Origin of the sequence: Rhodohalobacter barkolensis, from assembly GCF_002834295.1 — a bacterium.
Taxonomy (GTDB): Bacteria; Bacteroidota; Rhodothermia; order Balneolales; family Balneolaceae; genus Rhodohalobacter; species Rhodohalobacter barkolensis.
In genome coordinates this window covers 920,764-939,635 of sequence record NZ_PISP01000001.1, presented here as the reverse complement: position 1 = coordinate 939,635, position 18,872 = coordinate 920,764, and the positions used below count along the sequence as shown (strand labels likewise).

General features: G+C 42.0%; 16 protein-coding genes and 1 tRNA gene. 14 read left to right on the top strand and 3 right to left on the bottom strand.

Features of this window, described 5'->3' with window-relative positions; translation table 11 throughout:
- Positions 1-39: 39 nt before the first annotated feature.
- Positions 40-495 carry a hypothetical protein gene (locus CWD77_RS03905; protein ID WP_101071907.1) on the bottom strand — a complete coding sequence of 152 codons (456 nt, stop codon included), beginning with the start codon at positions 493-495 and terminating at the stop codon, positions 40-42.
- A 355-nt stretch (positions 496-850) separates the two neighbouring features.
- Between CWD77_RS03905 and CWD77_RS03900 the strand changes: the two genes are divergently transcribed.
- From CWD77_RS03900 to CWD77_RS03890, 3 genes are all read left to right on the top strand, one after another.
- A complete protein-coding gene (locus CWD77_RS03900) occupies positions 851-1,138 on the top strand; it encodes a GIY-YIG nuclease family protein (protein WP_101071906.1) in 288 nt (95 codons plus the stop codon).
- Between the two features lie 270 nt (positions 1,139-1,408).
- Positions 1,409-1,492, top strand: a tRNA-Leu gene (locus tag CWD77_RS03895).
- A 375-nt stretch (positions 1,493-1,867) separates the two neighbouring features.
- Positions 1,868-2,449, top strand: a complete 582-nt coding sequence (locus CWD77_RS03890) for a DUF4168 domain-containing protein (protein WP_101071905.1) — start codon at positions 1,868-1,870, stop codon at positions 2,447-2,449.
- A 327-nt stretch (positions 2,450-2,776) separates the two neighbouring features.
- On the opposite strand, the gene CWD77_RS03885 is transcribed toward CWD77_RS03890, so the two are convergent.
- Both CWD77_RS03885 and CWD77_RS03880 read right to left on the bottom strand, forming a co-directional pair.
- Complete coding sequence (locus CWD77_RS03885; RefSeq protein ID WP_206017938.1) at positions 2,777-3,463, bottom strand: DUF2238 domain-containing protein; 687 nt, start codon at positions 3,461-3,463, stop codon at positions 2,777-2,779.
- Positions 3,464-3,475: 12 nt separating this feature from the next.
- Positions 3,476-3,883, bottom strand: a complete 408-nt coding sequence (locus CWD77_RS03880) for a hypothetical protein (protein ID WP_133120173.1) — start codon at positions 3,881-3,883, stop codon at positions 3,476-3,478.
- A 423-nt stretch (positions 3,884-4,306) separates the two neighbouring features.
- Here CWD77_RS03880 and CWD77_RS03875 point away from each other — a divergent pair, with 423 nt between their 5' ends.
- The 11 genes from CWD77_RS03875 (at position 4,307) to CWD77_RS03825 (ending at position 18,855) form a co-directional block, all read left to right on the top strand.
- Positions 4,307-5,653: a CoA-disulfide reductase gene (locus CWD77_RS03875; RefSeq protein ID WP_101071903.1), complete on the top strand. Its 1,347-nt coding sequence runs from the start codon at positions 4,307-4,309 to the stop codon at positions 5,651-5,653.
- A gap of 206 nt (positions 5,654-5,859) precedes the next feature.
- Positions 5,860-7,251 carry an SLC13 family permease gene (locus CWD77_RS03870; RefSeq protein WP_101071902.1) on the top strand — a complete coding sequence of 464 codons (1,392 nt, stop codon included), beginning with the start codon at positions 5,860-5,862 and terminating at the stop codon, positions 7,249-7,251.
- Between the two features lie 11 nt (positions 7,252-7,262).
- Positions 7,263-7,763 (top strand): response regulator, encoded by a 501-nt coding sequence (locus CWD77_RS03865; protein WP_101071901.1) that lies wholly within the window; start codon positions 7,263-7,265, stop codon positions 7,761-7,763.
- Positions 7,760-9,247 carry an ATP-binding protein gene (locus CWD77_RS03860; protein ID WP_101071900.1) on the top strand — a complete coding sequence of 496 codons (1,488 nt, stop codon included), beginning with the start codon at positions 7,760-7,762 and terminating at the stop codon, positions 9,245-9,247. Before CWD77_RS03865 ends, CWD77_RS03860 begins: the two co-directional genes overlap by 4 nt.
- A gap of 1,086 nt (positions 9,248-10,333) precedes the next feature.
- Positions 10,334-10,765 (top strand): hypothetical protein, encoded by a 432-nt coding sequence (locus CWD77_RS03855; protein ID WP_101071899.1) that lies wholly within the window; start codon positions 10,334-10,336, stop codon positions 10,763-10,765.
- A gap of 54 nt (positions 10,766-10,819) precedes the next feature.
- Positions 10,820-12,280, top strand: coding sequence for an O-antigen ligase family protein (locus CWD77_RS03850; protein ID WP_101071898.1), 1,461 nt, complete (start codon positions 10,820-10,822; stop codon positions 12,278-12,280).
- A 117-nt stretch (positions 12,281-12,397) separates the two neighbouring features.
- A complete protein-coding gene (locus tag CWD77_RS03845; RefSeq protein WP_101071897.1) occupies positions 12,398-12,772 on the top strand; it encodes a hypothetical protein in 375 nt (124 codons plus the stop codon).
- A gap of 109 nt (positions 12,773-12,881) precedes the next feature.
- Positions 12,882-14,216 (top strand): type II secretion system F family protein, encoded by a 1,335-nt coding sequence (locus CWD77_RS03840; RefSeq protein ID WP_101071896.1) that lies wholly within the window; start codon positions 12,882-12,884, stop codon positions 14,214-14,216.
- A 732-nt stretch (positions 14,217-14,948) separates the two neighbouring features.
- Entirely contained in the window at positions 14,949-16,724 is a 1,776-nt protein-coding gene (locus tag CWD77_RS03835; protein ID WP_101071895.1) for a GspE/PulE family protein, read from the top strand.
- A gap of 20 nt (positions 16,725-16,744) precedes the next feature.
- Positions 16,745-17,251, top strand: a complete 507-nt coding sequence (locus tag CWD77_RS03830) for a Crp/Fnr family transcriptional regulator (RefSeq protein WP_101071894.1) — start codon at positions 16,745-16,747, stop codon at positions 17,249-17,251.
- A gap of 362 nt (positions 17,252-17,613) precedes the next feature.
- A complete protein-coding gene (locus tag CWD77_RS03825; protein ID WP_101071893.1) occupies positions 17,614-18,855 on the top strand; it encodes a type IV pilus twitching motility protein PilT in 1,242 nt (413 codons plus the stop codon).
- Positions 18,856-18,872: the final 17 nt, after the last annotated feature.

Here is an 18,872-nt window from a genome sequence, read left to right as displayed (position 1 = left end):
GGATCTCCAAAGAATTCAGGATTATTTTCATCGAACAACTCACTCAGTTTCGTGGTACTCCTGCTGAGTGTCATTAAAACTCTCTTCCTCAACGGCTGCGCTGGTTGCAGTCCCTTTCTTATTTCCGGTGAGTTGCCATGCAATCAAAATCGAACCAAGTGAAAGAACCAGGGTTGTGATCGGGTAGAAGAGAGACTCCTTACCGGTCAGAAGGTAGATTTGTCCATATCTCAATAAGATGGTGAGTGTTAAAAAGCTGAGCATGGTGATCACCCGGTGTGACCGACCATAGGTGAGAGAGAACATCGCTCCAAAAAAGACCGTAAAACCACCAATCAATGTGAGAAGTATGGGCCAGATGATACCTGAGAACTCAGTGTAGGATATCATCGGATAATTGAGCCCCATGTAAATTGAAATTACGACTCGCGCAAAAGTGTCCAACGCAATAACAATGGCGATACCTACCAGGCTGCCAATAATTGATTTTTTCATTGATGAAATATTTTAGTCTTAATGCTTAATGGAAGCTACTAAGAAATATGATGATATGATATTGAATTAAAGAGATGGTTTAGGCTTGAGTCGTTCAGTACGATTTATTGGTCATCCTGAACGGTAGTGAAGGATCTCCTGGCTATGCAGCAGATTCTAGGAGATTCTTCGTTTCACTCAGAATGACAAATTCGTCATCCTGAACGATAGTGAAGGATCTCTTAGGTTTGGAGGTGGATCATTGAGATTCTTCGTTGCACTCAGAATAACAGTAGATGGTTTCTTGTCATGATAGATTAAAAGTAATTTTTCAAAATAAACCGTAAGGAACGGTCTATTTCTGTTTCTTATAATCATGAAATGTTACTACACATATATCATTACAAATCGAAAGAGTGGCACTATTTATACAGGTATGACGAATGATCTTGCAGTCAGAATTTATCAACACAAACAAAAACTAGTTCCCGGGTTTAGTAAAAAGTATAATTTAAATAAGCTTGTCTGGTTTGAAGAACATCGTACGCCTCAAGATGCGATTGACCGGGAGAAGCAGATTAAAGGTTGGAAGAGATATAAAAAAATTGCGTTGATAGAGGAGATGAATCCCCAATGGATGGATCTTTATAAGGGGTTGTTTTGAGACTTTATGGTCAACCTGAACGGTAGTGAAGGATCTCACTGGTACGGAGGTAAGTTATGGAGATTCTTCGCAAGGCTCAGAATGACAGTCACGTCATCCTGAACGATAGTGAAGGATCTCTTCACTATGAAGTTGAAAACAGGAGACCTTTCGACGGGCTCAGGGTGACAAATCAAAAGTTAATTTTGATCATTTTTATTTTTCTATTGTTTGAAACCCTGCTTATATTTGCATCCTCATTTCCGGTGCACCTCAAACAAATTGATAAATGCCTGGGTGGCGGAATTGGTAGACGCGCCGGATTCAAAATCCGGTGGCAGCGATGTCGTAAGGGTTCGAGTCCCTTCCCAGGTACTATCCTCATCTTGTTTCTTTTTTTCCATTCTTTTTATATAACAGCACTTCGATAAATCGAACAGGGACGAGAAGCCTGTCCCACCGACAGGATTATTCGGAATCTTTCAAATCGAACTATAATTTCCTGTTATTTTTCGATATTGAGATTAGCACATGTTCGAAAACCGTCCAGATAGAAAATGCCCGGCTGTATGTCTAATTGATGGAGGACTCTCCAGTTATTTTCTGAGCAGCTATTATTCTACCCAATTTTACAAACTCGTAAAACGGGGTTAAATCCTATAAAATCGTATAAAGGAGGAAACATTTAGTGAAGAGACATGTTGGTAAACCTGTATATCAATAATTAATTAAAAGAAAACAGACGATACTATGACTTTTAAATATTTATCTGTAATCGCGTTGGCATTAAGTATGTTGGCTTGCCAGTCAGAGCAGTCGGAACAGGGTGAAGCCATGACGGAACAGGCCCCACAGGAACAGCAAGGTGAAATGCAGGGACAATTTGACCAGCAACAAGCTGCACCTCAAGTAGAAGTGACTGATGAAGAGCTTGAAGAATTTGTGGATGTATCTACAGTTGCTCAGGAGATTCAGATGGAAGCTCAAACGGATATGGTCACCGTTGTAGAGGATGAAGGGTTGGATGTTGAGACCTATAACGTCATCGCAGAAGCACGGTATAATGGACAGTCTGATGAAGAATTGGATGTTTCCGCTGATGATCTGGAAAAATTTGATTCTGCTTCTGATCGAATTGGTGAGATGGAAGAGGAACTGGATGAAAAAATGGCCGAAGCGATCGAGGCTGAGGGAATGGACATGGAACGGTTCATGGAGTTGAACATGGCACTGCAACAGGATCAGGAATTACAGCAACGTGTTCAGCAGATGATGATGGATTCACAAACGAATCAGCAGCAACAGCAACAAATGAATCCTGAAGGATCATAGAAGAGGTTTTTTAGAATATATTGTCATCCTGAACGGTAGTGAAGGATCTCTTTGGTGAGGAGGTAACTCATGGAGATTCTTCGTTGCACTCAGAATGACGTTATCCTTCCCCCGACATTTTTGGGGTAAAGATCTCCATACTACGAAGTTGAAAACAGGAGACCCTTCGACAGGCTCAGGGTGACAGATTGGACTTCCTAATTCAGGGAGATTCTTCGTTGCACTCAGAATGACAGTACCGTCATCCTGAACGATAGTGAAGGATCTCCTTCTTCAATTTTGAAATCCGCTTTTCTGATTCAATTGAATTCTTTCCGATCTGAAATTCTACTTATTAAATAGATTGGGATTTCGTTTGATGAATTTTGTTATCCAATCTCTGACAAAGAAATCCTTTTTAACCTTCAGATACCACCAACCCATCAGGCTGATCATGATTGCTCCTACGGCATTCACAATCATATCCCACATGGTATCGGTTAAACCTGAAGCATCTCCCAGCATCGGCTTTTGCATATTAAGTCCAAAGATCTGATCCATAGAAAATTCGAGAATCTCCCAAACGGTTCCGATCATTATCGCAAACGTGAATGCAAAAAATGCGATAAAGCCCGGTGTAAGATGCACATCAACCCGATTACTCTCGTTCAAAAGATAGATGAGAAGAAACCCCAGAATTCCCATCAAAAGTCCTGCGGATGCATGCAGGGCAATATCCCACCACCATACTTTTTGATAAAATTGTTGCACTTCGCCCAGATAGAGCGCGGCAAATGTGAATATAACGGCTGTCAAATGAAATTCAGCCGGAATTTCGACCTGAAGATGCCGCCGAAAAATGATAGGTGAAAACAGGACAATCAAAATGAGACTTACGGGAAATAGAGACAACCACTGCGCGTCGAGCAGAAGGTATATCCACTCTAATCCAACAATAATGAGCAGTATTCTGCCTATCCATCGGTGGATTTGTGATACTTCAACCGGCTGACTAATGTCATTGGGTTCTGTCATGCTGAACCGTAATTATTCCAATCCATAAGTTTTCTGATCCTTCTCCATTTGCCACTGTTTGTACGACTGGGGAGTGTAGTCAATGACACTGTTTTGAGATATCCAGACGCTATCGGGGTTCATTGTGATGAGTGGACGAACCAAATAGAGAGAATCCTGTTCTTGGATAACATACAATATCTCTCCGGCTTCGATCTCTCTGTAAAAGACATCAACTGTATCGAGACTGGGGTAGACCTTGCTCTCTTCACCGGTAAAAACACGTTTGATGTATTGATCCTGGTCGAGCTGTAATTTTACAGGATAGAGGGTCCGGTAAATCAAACCGACGATAACTAAAATGACAAAAAACAGACCGGACCATTTCATGACTAGACGAAAGCCACGATTTGAATGCTGGGTATCAGTCTCTGTACTCATAAAAAAGATTCAGTTGATGATTTATAAGGGTGATTTCTCTGAAAATTAAATTTCTTTTTGAACAGTCGTAATATAATTGTTGAATATACAGTCAATTAAAGTAAGATTCTTTCACGATGTTTTGGATAAATCATGAAGGGATTAGTTGAATTTAGGGAATCTTTATACTTTGAGTTGAGGTGTCATCCTGATTTCGGGAGATTCTTCTCCCGAATGCTCGGGATCAGAATGACGGTTAAGTCATCCTGAACGGTAGTGAATGATCTCAACAATATGAAGCTATAACCGTGAGATTCTTCTCCCGAATGTTCGGGATCAGAATGACGATGTGGTCATCCTGAACAGAGTGAAGGATTTTCACGCTTTGAAACGGAAACAGGAAGAAGAACGAATTATTCATCACAGTCAGAACAAAAGAGAACTATGGTAAAAGACAAATTAGTGGTCATCGGAGGAGATGCTGCCGGAATGAGTGCCGCATCAAAAGTGAGAAGAGCACAACCGGACAGGGAAATTGTGGTATTTGAAAGGGGAAATCACACGTCATATGCGGCTTGTGGAATGCCATACTTTATCGCCGGACAAATCGAGACCTCGGATCAGCTGATCGCCCGGAAACCTGAAGTTTTCAGAGAGAAACAGAATATTGATGTACGGATACGACACGAGGTCATTGAAATTGATACGGAGAAGAAGAGAGTTCGTGTTAAAAATTTGGGAGATCACTCAAAGTTCTGGGAATCATATGATGAATTGCTAATAGCTACGGGAGCATCACCGATCCGTCCCGATTTTGAAGGTATAGATTCGGATGGAATATTTGCACTGAGTACCCTTCAGAGCGGAATCAACGTTTTTGATTACATCGAAAAAAATAGTCCCAAAAGAGCTACGATAATCGGTGGCGGCTATATCGGTATTGAAATGGCCGAAGCACTGCTGGACCTGAATATGGATGTGACGCTTTTTGATATGGCTCCCCAGGTGATGACAACGATGGATAAAGATATGACTGAAATCATATCGGAGTACATGATTGAAAAGGGAGTTCACGTGTATCTTAATGAAAAGCTTGAAAAGTTTGATTCAAAAGATGGGAGAGTTGATGCTGTTCAAACAGACCAAAGAAAGATTGAGGCCGATCTGGTTATTTTGGGGATGGGAGTAAAACCCAATAGCGAGATTGCAAAGAACGCCGGAATTAAAACCGGTGTGAAAGGAGCCATTCATGTGGATAAAAAATTGAGAACCTCTGTTGAGGGAATCTGGGCAGCAGGGGACTGTGCCGAATCATTTCATCTGGTCAAACAAGAACAGACATGGATTGCATTGGGTACGATTGCCAATAAACACGGTTTGTTTGCCGGGATTAATCTGAGTGGCGGAGATATTGAGTTTCCGGGAGTTTGCGGGACAGCAATTACCAAGTTCCAGGACCTGGAGATCTCAAGAACAGGGCTGAATGAACAAGAGGCAAATGAAATGGGGATTCAGTATGAATCGTCCATGATTGAAAGCCGGACACGCTCCGGTTACTATCCCGGAAGTGATAAAATTTCGGTCAAACTGATTGCAGAAAAGGTGAGTGGGAAACTTTTAGGCGGACAAATTGTTGGGTTTTCCGGTTCAGCCAAAAGAATTGACACCATTGCCACTGCAATAACAGCCGGAATGAGTGCACAAGATTTAGTTGACCTGGATCTCTCTTACGCCCCACCATTCTCTCCGGTCTGGGATCCGGTACAAACAGCCGCCAGAACGTTGGTTTGAATGAAGATTCTCCATGCTTTACCTCCGTACTATGGAGATCCTTCACTACCGTTCCCCGAAAAAGAGTCGGGACTCAGCAGGATGACACATTCTGCATGAAAACGGTTCCATTAAAACATTGGTTTTTTTGAGGAAACTCCTCTGATTGATCTCGAATTCTATGTATTTTGATAAAAATCAATCATCTTTATTACCCATTGCACACCATGGATAAAATAAAGCTCACGGGACTTGTTTTAGGGATTGTTGGATTCTCAATCCCGTTACTCATAACCTTTCCGGGATTGTCGCTGGCCGGACACCTCGCCCTCAGTATTTTTCTGCTTGCTGCTGTATTCTGGATGTTTGAAACGATCCCCATCTATTCCACATCAATTCTGGTTATTCTGCTTGAGGTTTTACTGCTCAGCGCAGAAGGTTTTATCTCCTTCGGTTCAGGTTCCGGTTACGATCCCGTACCGTTCAGCCGGTTTGTGGCTACATTGGCCAATCCGATTATCATACTTTTTCTCGGGGGGTTTGTGCTGGCAGATGCTGCCGTGAAGTACAATTTTGATAAAAACATGACCCGAATTCTTCTCAAACCATTCGGTACAGATCCTAAAATGATCATGTTTGGTTTGATGGCTGTAACGGCATTTTTGTCCGCGTTTATGAGTAATACCGCCACCACGGCCATGATGGTTACCGTGATTATTCCAATCCTCGCGAAGATGGAGATGAGTGATCCGGCACGCATCAGTATTGCATTGTCCATACCATTTGCGGCCAACATCGGTGGAGTGGCCACGCCGATAGGTACACCTCCCAACGCGGTTGTTATTGCTGCACTCAATCAGCAGGGTCTGGCGATCGAGTTTGGCAGCTGGATGCTCTACGCTCTGCCACTGGCCCTCATAATGCTTGCTTTTACGTGGTTTCTGTTGGTTAAACTACACCCACCGGCTGTTCACTCTATTCCACTGGAAATGAAAGGGGAGTGGAAAACCACCGGACACGCATGGATTTTGTATGTCATTTTTGGCGTTACCGTACTGCTGTGGGTTACAGAAAGTCTGCACGGCATACAGAGCAGTATTGTTGCGCTGTTACCGGTTGCGGTACTGACCCTCACTCAGACATTTGAAAAAGAGGATATTCGAAACCTTCCCTGGGAGGTACTCTGGCTCATTGCCGGTGGAATTTCACTCGGAATCGCGATGTCGGAAACCGGGCTGGCAGAATGGATTGTGGGAAGCATTAGCTGGGATCAAATGTCCTACGTTATGCTGCTAAGTGTATTTGCAGTTGTAGCCATTTTGATGTCAAACTTCTTGTCGAACACGGTTACCGCATCCCTGCTTATTCCGCTGGGTATTACTTTAGCAACATCCGGTGTTATCAGCGGACCGGCATCCACGTTGATTATCGGTTTGATTATCGCCTTGAGCACCAGTTTTGCCATGGTACTTCCGATCTCGACGCCTCCCAATGCCATTGCAGTCAGTACCGGAGTGGTAGAAACAAAAGATATGATCATTGCCGGTACAATTATTGGCGTAGTAGCCATTATATTGGTGATAATAATGACTAACTTTTATTGGCCCTATATACTCTAAATCATACGATCATGAAACCTGAAATCTATATTTTGGTTGTTGAGGATGAACCGGAAGTTCTGGATTCCATTGTGCGGGACATTACGGAATTTGAGGATTACTTTACCGTAGAGATGGCCGATACGGCTGAGGAGGCAGAATCACTCATTGATGAAATTACCGGCAGGGACGGGAAAATTGGTTTGATTCTGTGCGACCATGTTTTGCCTGGAAAAAATGGGGTGGAGCTGTTGGTTGAAATGCAGAAGAACGAAAAGACCATCTCCACACGAAAAGTACTGATTACCGGTCAGGCCGGACTGGATGAGACCGTAAAAGCTGTGAATGAGGCCGATCTGAAACACTACATTGCCAAACCCTGGGAGAAAAAAGATCTGGTTGATATCACCCGAAAACTATTGACAGACTTTGTATTGGAAGAGGTGAAGGATCCGCTTCCATTTATGCAGATACTCGACTCAGAACGAATCGCTGAAAGCCTCAGAACCGGTCGGAAAATAACGGATCAATGAAATTTAAGCTCGGTTCACAATGGCTGGAAAATCGTGAGAAGGTCACGGGACTTCTTCACAGGGTATTGGATGAAAATGGTCAGGCCGAGAAATATCTGTTTGAGGTGGGGGATGATATCACCATTTTCAAAGAGGGAGAACCCCTCAACAATATTTATATTCTTCTTTCGGGGGATGTACAGCTCTACAAAAAGAAACCCTACAATGATGTTCAGTTCCCGTTACAGCATCTGCAATCCGGTTCACTGATAGGTATTATCTCCTTTATGACCGGTCTTCCGTCGCTAACTACGGCCAAAACCCGTGAAGCCTGTCGATTTCTAAAAATTCCCAAAAAGGACGTCAACCATCTGATCGATATTCATCCGGAACTTGACGGTTATCTGGATGAGTTGATCATGGCAAATTTACTGGAGCGGTATCGGCAGACCATCATCCTGCAGATGAAGCTTGATTCGGTAAACAGTAAACTACAGAACGAGCGAAATGAATTAAAGCAGGCATATAAGGATCTGCAGAGTGCCCAACAGGCATTGGTTCACCAAGAGAAGATGGCCACACTGGGACAGCTTGTGGCGGGATTTGCCCATGAGGTGAACAATCCGACCGCAGCACTGTTGCGCTCAACAGATACGCTGGAAAGGCATCTAATTGATTTGATGAATAAACTGTATGAAGATGGAGAATCAGAACTCCATCAAACGGGAAAGCAGTTCTTCAAGCTTGGGCGAAATGCAGGGTTTCCGGACACAAAGACGATCCGGGAGCGATCTTCAAAGTTAAAAGAGATCTTCCCTGAGGTGAAAAATTCACAGATACGTTTGATTGCGCAGATGCCGGACGGATATGCGGATCTATTACAAAAAGTAACGGAGGGGGATTCAGAAAAGATACAGTATCTGCTGGATCAGTTTGAATTTGGCAAGATGTTCCAGAATATCGAAACGGCGGGTGAGAGGATTGCCGGTTTAGTGAAGTCGTTAAAAAGTTACAGTAGGTCCGATACTGAGGATAAATATGAATGGATTGACCTTAGGGAGGGAATACACGATACGCTGCAGCTGACCAGCAATCGCATCAAATATTACGATCTCTATCTGGATCTGCAGGAGATACCCGAGATCAGAGCGGATGCCGCCGGGCTGAACCAGGTGTGGACCAATATCATTTTGAACGCTTCTGATGCGATGGGCAAACAGGGCAGCCTGGATATTCGTTGCGGGACGAGTGAGGATGAAGAGCTTGGTAAAGTGATTTGGGTGGGTTTTCAGGATTCCGGTCCCGGTATTCCCGAAGAGTTGCTAGATAAAATATTTGACCCCAAATTTACAACCAAGCAGACCGGGGCGAAATTCGGGCTTGGATTGGGGTTATCCATCTCCAGAGACATTATCCGTCAGCACGGAGGAGAAATCACAGCCGAAAACTTAAAAGAGGGCGGTGCCCGGTTTACGGTTACGATTCCTTTAAAATCGGAGTATTAAAATTACTTGTGGAGGAACTTCGTCATTTCGAGCAACGTCGAGAATTTCTTATTCTAATCCCGTGCATTCCAATGGGAGATCTCTCCACTCTCTTACTCTGTTCGCTCGGTCGAGATGACATGGACAGGGGGGGGGTAAAGCGGCGGGCCTGTCCTTCCTAGCCTTGGCGCAGACGGACATAAAGTTTGTGAATAAAGAAATACACTATCAGCCGCCCGCCGTAAAGACAACAAATTCTCTTGACGGCGTAACACTAAACTTCAAAATAAAACCATTGGTCTGATACGCCGTCACATGAATAACGGCCTCCCTGTCATCTCGAGTAAGAGAGCAGAGCGAACGCATCGAGAGATCACCTAACTTAATCCTGTGCATTCCAAAAGGGGGGATATCTCGACTTCGCTCGATATGACAGGACAGTTGGGGTTCAATGTGCGGCGTATGCCGATTGGTCGTTGAATTTGAATCTGTTATACGCCGCTGAAGTAAATGTAAATTGAATCACCGAACTGCGATAGACAGAACGACCGATTTGTGATATCAAGTGCACAGTAAACAACAGTAGTTTTAAAAAAGATTCTTCACTGCGTTCAGAATGACGGCTCCGGTTTGTAAAGTTTTCTAAAAATATTTAACAAATCTGTAACAAACAGAAACTTTGATTGTCTTTTAAGTTGAATAATCTTCTAACGAAGCTGGCTGAATCGTTAACAGAGTGTTAATAAATGGAGGTTAATACTTTATAAGTGACTTTAACAAAAATAGCCTTATACTTTAACAGACATTGAATTGAAGGTTAGAAACGCCGTTTGAATGGGATTAGAAGAGTTTAAATCTAATTCAATAAATTTAGAAAAGCTTAACTGCATCGCATTGTCAAAGTTGCCATCTTGGATTCAGTGTTACAGATGTAGATTTACTTGAAATAAATTTTGTAACAATGCAAAGAGTCGTTACTCTTTATCTGTGAAACAAAACTTTTTAAGAACTTACATTTAACAATAACCAAAATTCGAAACCTACTTTCCACAGAGGATAAATTTCGAACAATACTTTAACCAAACACAAACAAACAGGTAAAATACCATGGGTCAACAACAATTATTACTCGTAATTCTCGTAACAATCATCGTGGGTATCGCGACGGTTGTGGCTATTAACACATTTGGATCCGCTGCGGATTCTGCTAACATAGATGCAGTACGTCAGGATGTTGCATCGATAGCATCTTCTGCACAAGGATATTTTATGAAGCCTGCAATGCTTGGGGGTGGAAGTAGAGATTTTTCAAACTTCACATTTGATGGTGTTGCTGTTCCCGGAGAAATTCAAGATGAAGGGACAGATTTAATCATAAGCAATGAAAACGGTACATATGAAATCACATCCCGTAGTACTGATGAGATCGAAATTACCGCTTCGCCATCAAGCTCTGTAGACTATACTCCAGGTGAAACAGGGACTGATGATGATTTGGTTGCGACGATCGAGCCTAATGAATTGAACTTTAATTCATAAAATTAGCTTTATTAAAAACCTCTCAGCTTATGGTTGAGAGGTTTTTTTTTGTCTATGAAAAAAGTTTCTATAATAATATGTACTGTATTTTTGATATTTGGGACTTATCCCCATTTATCAGATTTTAGTCTTTACGATAGTAAAAGAATACTTCAACTTGCTGTATTAACTATTATTGGGCTTTTTTTTTGTGTAATTGGAATAGTCAGTAAGCGAAGTTATATAAACTTTACGATTAATAACCTAAAATTTAAAAATCGAATTCTTGGTTTAAATTTTGTTTTAGTAGTTCTACTTTTTAGTACATCTGTATCAATTCTTTTAAGTAATTATCCAGAAAAAGCAGTTGTTGATGTGCTTTTCCATCTAATATTGCTATTACTCGCCTATTTAGTTTCTTCAACATTTTTAAAAGAACATTATTGGCTTGGTAAGGTTATTTATATAACTGCCTTGAGCTATGTTGGTTTATATATAGTCTTATTTATAGGCAATTACATATCATCCTTTTTAAATCCACTTATTTCAGTCTGGCCGAATAATGTTGATTACTCTATAGATATCGGTGACATATCGATGTTGGGAAAAGAAGTACTTTTCTTCGTAAATCGAAGATTTTTTAATCACACCCAAACATGGACATTTCCACTAATCATTGGTCTTTTTGTTTTCTTTAAGAGATCAAAAGATTATAAGAACTTCACACCCTTAATCTTTATTATCATATCTCTGTGGTGGATGATGCTGTTCCAATCAGGAGGTCGTGGTACCACATTAAGTATTTTTGTAGCAGCTGCGTTTTTATGGGCATTTTCCCGGAAAGACTTTACACCATTCGTAAGACCCTTAATAGTTTCATCATTAGCCGGATGGGGACTTAAATATTTACTATTTGATCTCCCGTTTTCCGGTTCTGGCCAGGCAGTACTTAGAACCCAAAATAATCGAACATTCCGATGGGAGGGAGCGTTGGAAGTATGGTGGGAAAACCCATTCTTTGGTATTGGACCGGGACACTATGGGGAAATTGGTCCTACTCAATTTGTTGGTCACCCGCATAACTACTATTTGCAGATTTTAAGTGAGTGGGGTGTTTTTGCCTTTATCTGTATTTCAATACTTTTTTTTGTTGCAGCATCTTTTGCGTGGAAAAAGTTTGAGGAGACAAAGCCTGGGTCAACAAACCGTCTAAATTTTCTTGTGATGAGCTGGGTGTTTATTGCCGCCTGTTGTCACGCTTTTTTTAGCGGTGTAATGCATACACCATTAAGCCAGATGTGGCTGGTTCTGATTCTGGCGTGGTTTATTGGATATTACAAAAGAGAATACAACTATAAGTTCAAGACCGATCGAGTTCCGGTGATGGCTTATGTTATTTCATTGGCAATTGTACTGTACATTGTCATACCTGATGTGCTAACTCTGTCCGATATGTATCAAGCCTATGCAGAGCAGTATCCGGGCCAAAGTTTGTACCCAAGGTTTTGGGGACAGGGCCTTTTTCCTGTCGAATAATAATCTATTGGTTAACCTTGACTAATTTAGTTTAAACCCTTCTAATTAAGCTAATTATATCATTGCAATTAATTAGCTTAAGAAAAATCAAATTACATTTAAAATTCAAGGTTTAGGATGGGACAACAACAACTACTATTAGTCATACTTGTGACCATTGTTGTAGGTATTGCAACGGTTGTTGCAATCAATACTTTTCAATCTGCTGCTGAGGAAGCAAATATTGATTCTATACGTCAGGATATTCTGCAGGCGCAATCCAATGCTAATGCTTTTACACTGAAACCAGAAATTATGGGTGGTGGGAATGGTCGATATCAGGGAATCAGTTTGCAAGCGATATCTCTACCGGAAGAAAATGAAAATGCTGTTTATGAACTTGGAGATATTAATAATGATTCATTTGAAATTGTCGCCACATCAGAAAGGGGATTCGTTTTAACAGCCACAATAACCAGAGACTCCATTGATTGGGAAAGGGAAGATCCATAATCTCTTTAAATTCACACTATTTTTGTAACATTTCTCTTCACAAACAGTCTTGTTGATAAGAGAAATATTCCATATCTATATCTCCCAATAAATCAATGATCTTTCAGACATGGCCCAATTTCGTTTAAAAGCAATTTCCTCTGCCGGTAAACCCATTAAAACCGAGTTTGAAGCCCAGAATAAAAAAGAGGCGCAGGCTAAGATTAAAAAACTGGAGTCCAAGAATGGAGTTCAGGTAAAAGCACTGGATAAAAAGGAGACCTATGTCTATAAGGTTCAGCGGCCCGGAAAGGCGAAGCAATCGGGTGAGCAGGAGGCCTACAGTAAGGAAGAGCTGGAACGCGCATTGACCAAGCTGGGTTATAAAGTTATCAGCGTCAATAAGAAGCTCTTTGATTTTAAAGGCGGTGTGCCCACGCAGGATGTTGTAACATTTGTTAGCCTGTCTTCCGACCTTTTAAACCAGCAGCTTCCCTACGATGAAATTCTGGGACTTCTCTATGAGGATACACAGAACAAGCGTATGAAGGACGTGATTAAGGAGATTCAGAAAGACCTGAAAGACGGTAAAGAGGGGGAAGAGGTATACGGAAAGCATGAGGATGTTTTTGGAAAGTTTGCGGCATATATGCTCAGTGTGGCGTCTACATCCGGTAACATGGCTCAGGTTTTCGAAAGTACGGCAAAATTCCTGGAGAGGGATGCTGAATTTAAAAAGAACCTGAGGCGATCGCTGTTGATGCCAACCGTGACGGTTCTGGCTGTAGTGGCAACCATTCTTTTTTATGTGGGATATATCTTCCCGGCCACCGCTGAACTCTTTCTGGAGTTCGACATTGCCCTGCCACCTATGACCGCAGCGACTCTGGAGATGAGTTACTGGCTTGCGGATAACTGGATCGCCTTGACACTTTCATTTGTGATACCGATAGCAGTCTTTATATGGTATGTGAGGACCCCCAAAGGAAAGCTTTTCCTGGATAAGTATATCATCAAAATACCGGTCATTGGAGACCTGCTCCATAAAACAAGTATTGAGATTTTTGCGCGTGTATTCTTCACGCTATACAGTGGGTCCGGACAAAATATTGATGTGATACGGGTAGCGTCGGAAGCTTGTCGTAACTCCTATATGGAAAAACAGATTAAAGAGATTGCCATAAAACGAATGCTGAAGGATGGTGCCGGCCTTGTAGAGTCGATTGAGGATACCGGAGTTTTCACTACCACGGCGATCAGTCGGTTCCGCTTGGGAGCGGAGTCCGGTGCGTTGAAAGAGAACGCAAAACAGCTGGCCGAGTATTATGAAATTCAGACAACCTACAAGATGGAATCGGTCATCGATACCATTAACCTGTTTATCAACCTCTTCATTATGGTTGCGCTGATTGCCATTACGGTGGTATCGTCCGAGTCTGCCCTGATTGATATGAATCCGCAGTAATGAATGGATAGTACTCGTGGCATGCCACGAGTTTCTCCACCGGCCATGAATGACCGGCCTCGCATATATAACCCATAAATGGGTTTTCAGTTGCCTCTTTTGAATTAGTTAGGGCTGTTGGTATCTCAACACGCACTTTTCTCAGCGCTGAGGGCAATAGTTGAATTATGAAGCTGCCCCAGCGGGGCAGAATATGAGTAGCCCTGTACAAGCGATAGCGCAGTGCAGGCTATAAGGTGCAATAAACATCATCCGCCGAACAGAGGGCGTGGTTTGAAGATCCAAATAGGTTAGAGGCGGCCGTACTCAATGGTTTTTTTGGATGACGTCCCGATGGGACTGATTATTTTTAGGATGCTTATTCACCCACCAATGAATTGGTGGGCTATGATATGGGGCATGGCTACGCCATTTTATTGCCGTAGGGTTTGGTGGTTTGGACATCATTTAATTTTATCATTGATTATAGAGATTTATTACTCGTGGCACGCCTCGAAGTTGTGCCACGAGTGTTCTTAACTCATTATCAAACTATTAGACAATCACCTATCATTCATTTCCTCGAACAAATCTTTGAATAATTTAATCCCGCCATTTTCAATCTGTTATTGAATTAATGATCAATATTAGCGATTCTAACGAATGTAACTAATTTTTGATCATCTGACATCCATTTGCATTCTTATTAAATAAAGCTTGTCTTAAACCCTTGATATCACTAATCTCTCATACATGGGTAAAGTAAATACCAGAACACATATTGGAGACCTCCTTTGCAGCAGGGGGGTGATTACGGATGAGCAGCTTTCGATGGCTTTGAAGATCCTTTCTGAGGAGCCTGAACACTCTAACCGACGAATCGGACAGATTCTCTATCAGGATCTTAATCTGGATCGTCATGAGGTGATGCGCCAGATAGCCGACATCTATGCTTTTGATGAGGTCTTTGCCGGCAGAACCGACCTTCCTCCTGATCGTATTCAGGATATTAAATCCTATATGGATGATCTTCCCCAGGATACTGTGGATGAACTCGCTCACCAAAAAGCGGTTCCCATTCATAAAAGTACAACATCACTGACCATAGCGGCTGCCGATCCATCAGATCCCAAATTATCCGGTACGCTTTCTCGTCTCAGTTTTAAGGAATTCGACATACAGTATTGCCGGTATGAGATGATCGAGTATATCCTTTCAAATGTGTATGAGCAGAAGAATGAATTTTTAGATCTTCTCGAAGAGATCGATTATGAAGAGCCTCAAATGGGAGAGGACACCCAGGAGGTTGATGAAGAGGAGATAGAGGCGGAAATCAACCAAAGCATGCTCAATTCTCTCATCGAGGGAATGCTTGTAGAAGGCGTCCGCCAGGGAGTGAGTGATATTCATATTGTGCCGAGTGGTCCCGCCACCACAGATATCCGGTTCAGAACGGATGGAAAGCTGCAACTTTGGTATCAGCAGAAGAATGTTAAACCTGAGGCAATTACGGCGGTCGTAAAAGATAAAACCCGGAACGTTGACCGATTTGAGCGCGACAGTTCACAGGATGGTTTTATTCAGCGTAATGTAGACAACCACAACATCCGGTATCGTGTTTCTATTATGCCAATGGTAGGAGCACAGTTTGATCGCAAATTTGAGTCGATTGTAATTCGGATTCTGGATGACCGTAAAGTGATTACCGATCTGAACGTACTGGGTCTTCAGAAAAAAGCAAAAGAGGATTTTGTAAAGTCGATCGAGAAACCGTCAGGAATTGTAATTATTACGGGTCCTACGGGAAGTGGTAAATCAACTACACTGGTTGCGGCACTTTACTACGTAATTGATCCTTCAAAGAATGTATTGACGGTTGAGGAACCGGTCGAATATTTGATTCAGGGTGCACGTCAGCTGAAGATCAGCAACAACATGACGTTTGATATGGCGATTCGGGGTATTCTTCGTCATGACCCCGACATTGTACTGGTTGGTGAGATGCGTGATCTTAAAACCGCTGAAATTGCGATTAAGATGGCGAATACCGGTCACCTTACCTTTTCTACGCTTCACACCAATGATGCCCCCAGTGCCGTGTCCCGACTTTTTAAAATGGGGGTGGAGCCCTTTTTGATTGCCAATGCCGTAAATCTTGTGATGGCACAGCGTCTGATCCGTCGACTTTGTAACAATTGCAAGGAACAGTATGAACCTCATCCTGAAACACTTCGCGGTCTGGGTTTTACGGAAGAAGAGATTCAGAATGAAACCTTTTACAAAGCTGTAGGCTGTGATAAATGTAATGGAATTGGCTTTAAGGGTCGTGCTGCGATTCATGAAGCTTTATTCTTCAGTAAGGATATCAAGCGAATTATTTTGGAATCGGGCGGTGATATTGACGAGGAGCGCATAAAAGAGCAGGCAATTAAAAATGGAATGCTTACATTGCGTGGATCAGGCCGTGAGCGAATTAAGGAAGGGATTACCACTGTAGAGGAGATTATTGCAATTACCCTGGATGATTAATTGAAGCGTAGGTGACTAATATGACCAGATCGGACAGTAACAAACTAAATATGATGCCACTTTATATGCGGAATTTATTAAAGGATCCGCCGCATCTTTTAAAAAATTTCCACTATGAGGATGTTCTATCATTTTTGGAACTGGGGAATGAAGAGCGATTCCTCCGGGGTGAAACGATTGTGAATGAACATGATCGGGTTCAGACGGCCTATCTGGTTGGTGAGGGGAAAGTTGGTGTGTGGAAAGATGAAATTCAGCTTGCTGTGCTGGATGAAGGCAGTTTTATAGGGGAAACATTTCTTTTTAGTAAACAGAACCGAATGGCAAAAGTAGTATGTGAAGAGAATGCCATTTTGCTGGCTTTTCAGAGATATGATGTGCTAAACTATTTCAGACGACGTCCGGAAAAGCTTTTTAACATTTTCACGAAGAATATTATTGAAATACAGCAGAAGAAAATTGAAAATATGAACATCCAGCTTTTGAATTTGAAAAAGAGGCTTTTGGGGAATGAAAGCTGGAAGTAATTTAGTACTCTTTTAGGTTCAGATAATTTGTAACAATCGCTGTTTTGGGTACTCTTTAGTAGTAGTTTACGGATTCAATGGAATCTGAGTATCGCTTATTATAATGCTTTGAAAAACTGAAATAGTCATCCTGAACGAAGTGAAGGATCTCTTTTAAGGAGATTTAATCTAATTCAGATTCTTCTCCCGAATGCTCGGGATCAGAATGACGGTATTTTAAAGCCTCTTAGTACTTAATAATGTGTTTTAGGCGTGTAAAAAATTTATAGGTTTTCAATCCATTTAGTACTGCTTATTATTTTCAAAATTAAAAATCATCTACTTTATTTATATTCGGTTAACGATCTAACTAATAGTCCTGCATGAGTACATCGATATCTTTTAAACCTATCCGGGAAATTTGCGGAAAAATTGTATCTCAGATACCCGAATCAAAAAAAGGATTAGAGTATCACGCGGCTATTGGCGATATGGTTAACAACCTGCCGGAAGAGGAGAGAAAGACCCTTAGAAAATCCCTCAATGCATTTCTGGTTTACATGGAAAAAATTGAGGCCTCCGATATCGATATTGGAGGTCATGGCTGTTCAGGTAAAATCTGGTACAGGGTTTTTGGTAAAAAATCTCCGTTAAAGATGGAGGCTGAGTTACCCATCGGAGAGACTGACGTTCTTCTTCACAATGCTCTTACTCAAACTCAGCGCGACCAGCTGCTGAACAAAAAGAGTCTCGACTTTTCCTATACGATTGAAACGGACGGTAACAGAAACCGCCGTTACCGTGCTAATATGTATATGGATCTGGAGGCCCTGGCGCTTAATATGCGTAAGATCGACACCGAAATCAGACCGTTTAAAACACTCGGTGTCCATCCCGAAATTGCAAAAGCTCTGAGTCTCAAGTATTACAAATATGGACTGACACTGGTTACTGGTATAACCGGTTCAGGTAAATCCAGTACACTGGATACAATTATTGATGCGAATAACCGAACCGTAGATGCTCACATTGTTGTCATCGCCTCTCCGGTTGAATTGATTCACAACCCAATACGCAGCGTGATCAGGCACAGGGAAGTAGGACGGGATGTAACGTCATTTAAAGATGGAGCCATACAGGCACTGCGTCAGGATCCGGATGTTATTGTGATTGGTGAGCTTCGTGATCCGGAAACCATTACCACTACTCTTGAAATTACAGACTCCGGACACAAAACTTTTGGTACGCTTCACACCTCCTCGGCTATGGAAAGTATTGAGCGTATATTGGGTGAGGTGCCAACTGAGGAACAGGATCGGGTAAGAAATCGACTTGCAGATGTTTTGACTTGTGTTATCAGTCAAAAACTCGTATCAAGCCTTGATGGAAAACGTGTTTTGGCCAAGGAGGTACTGTTGGTAACTCCCTCAATTCGGGCAGCGATTCGAAATAATAACGTAAATGAAATTTATCAGATGCTGAATGAGGGAAGTGAACTGGGCATGAACACCATGGAGCAGGATTTGAAACGGCTCTATGATGAAGGCCGCATTTCCAAAGAAGAAGCATTTAATAACGCAAACAACAAAAAACGGATTCAACAACTTTTCAACGAGTTGGATTAGACTAACATAACGTATAC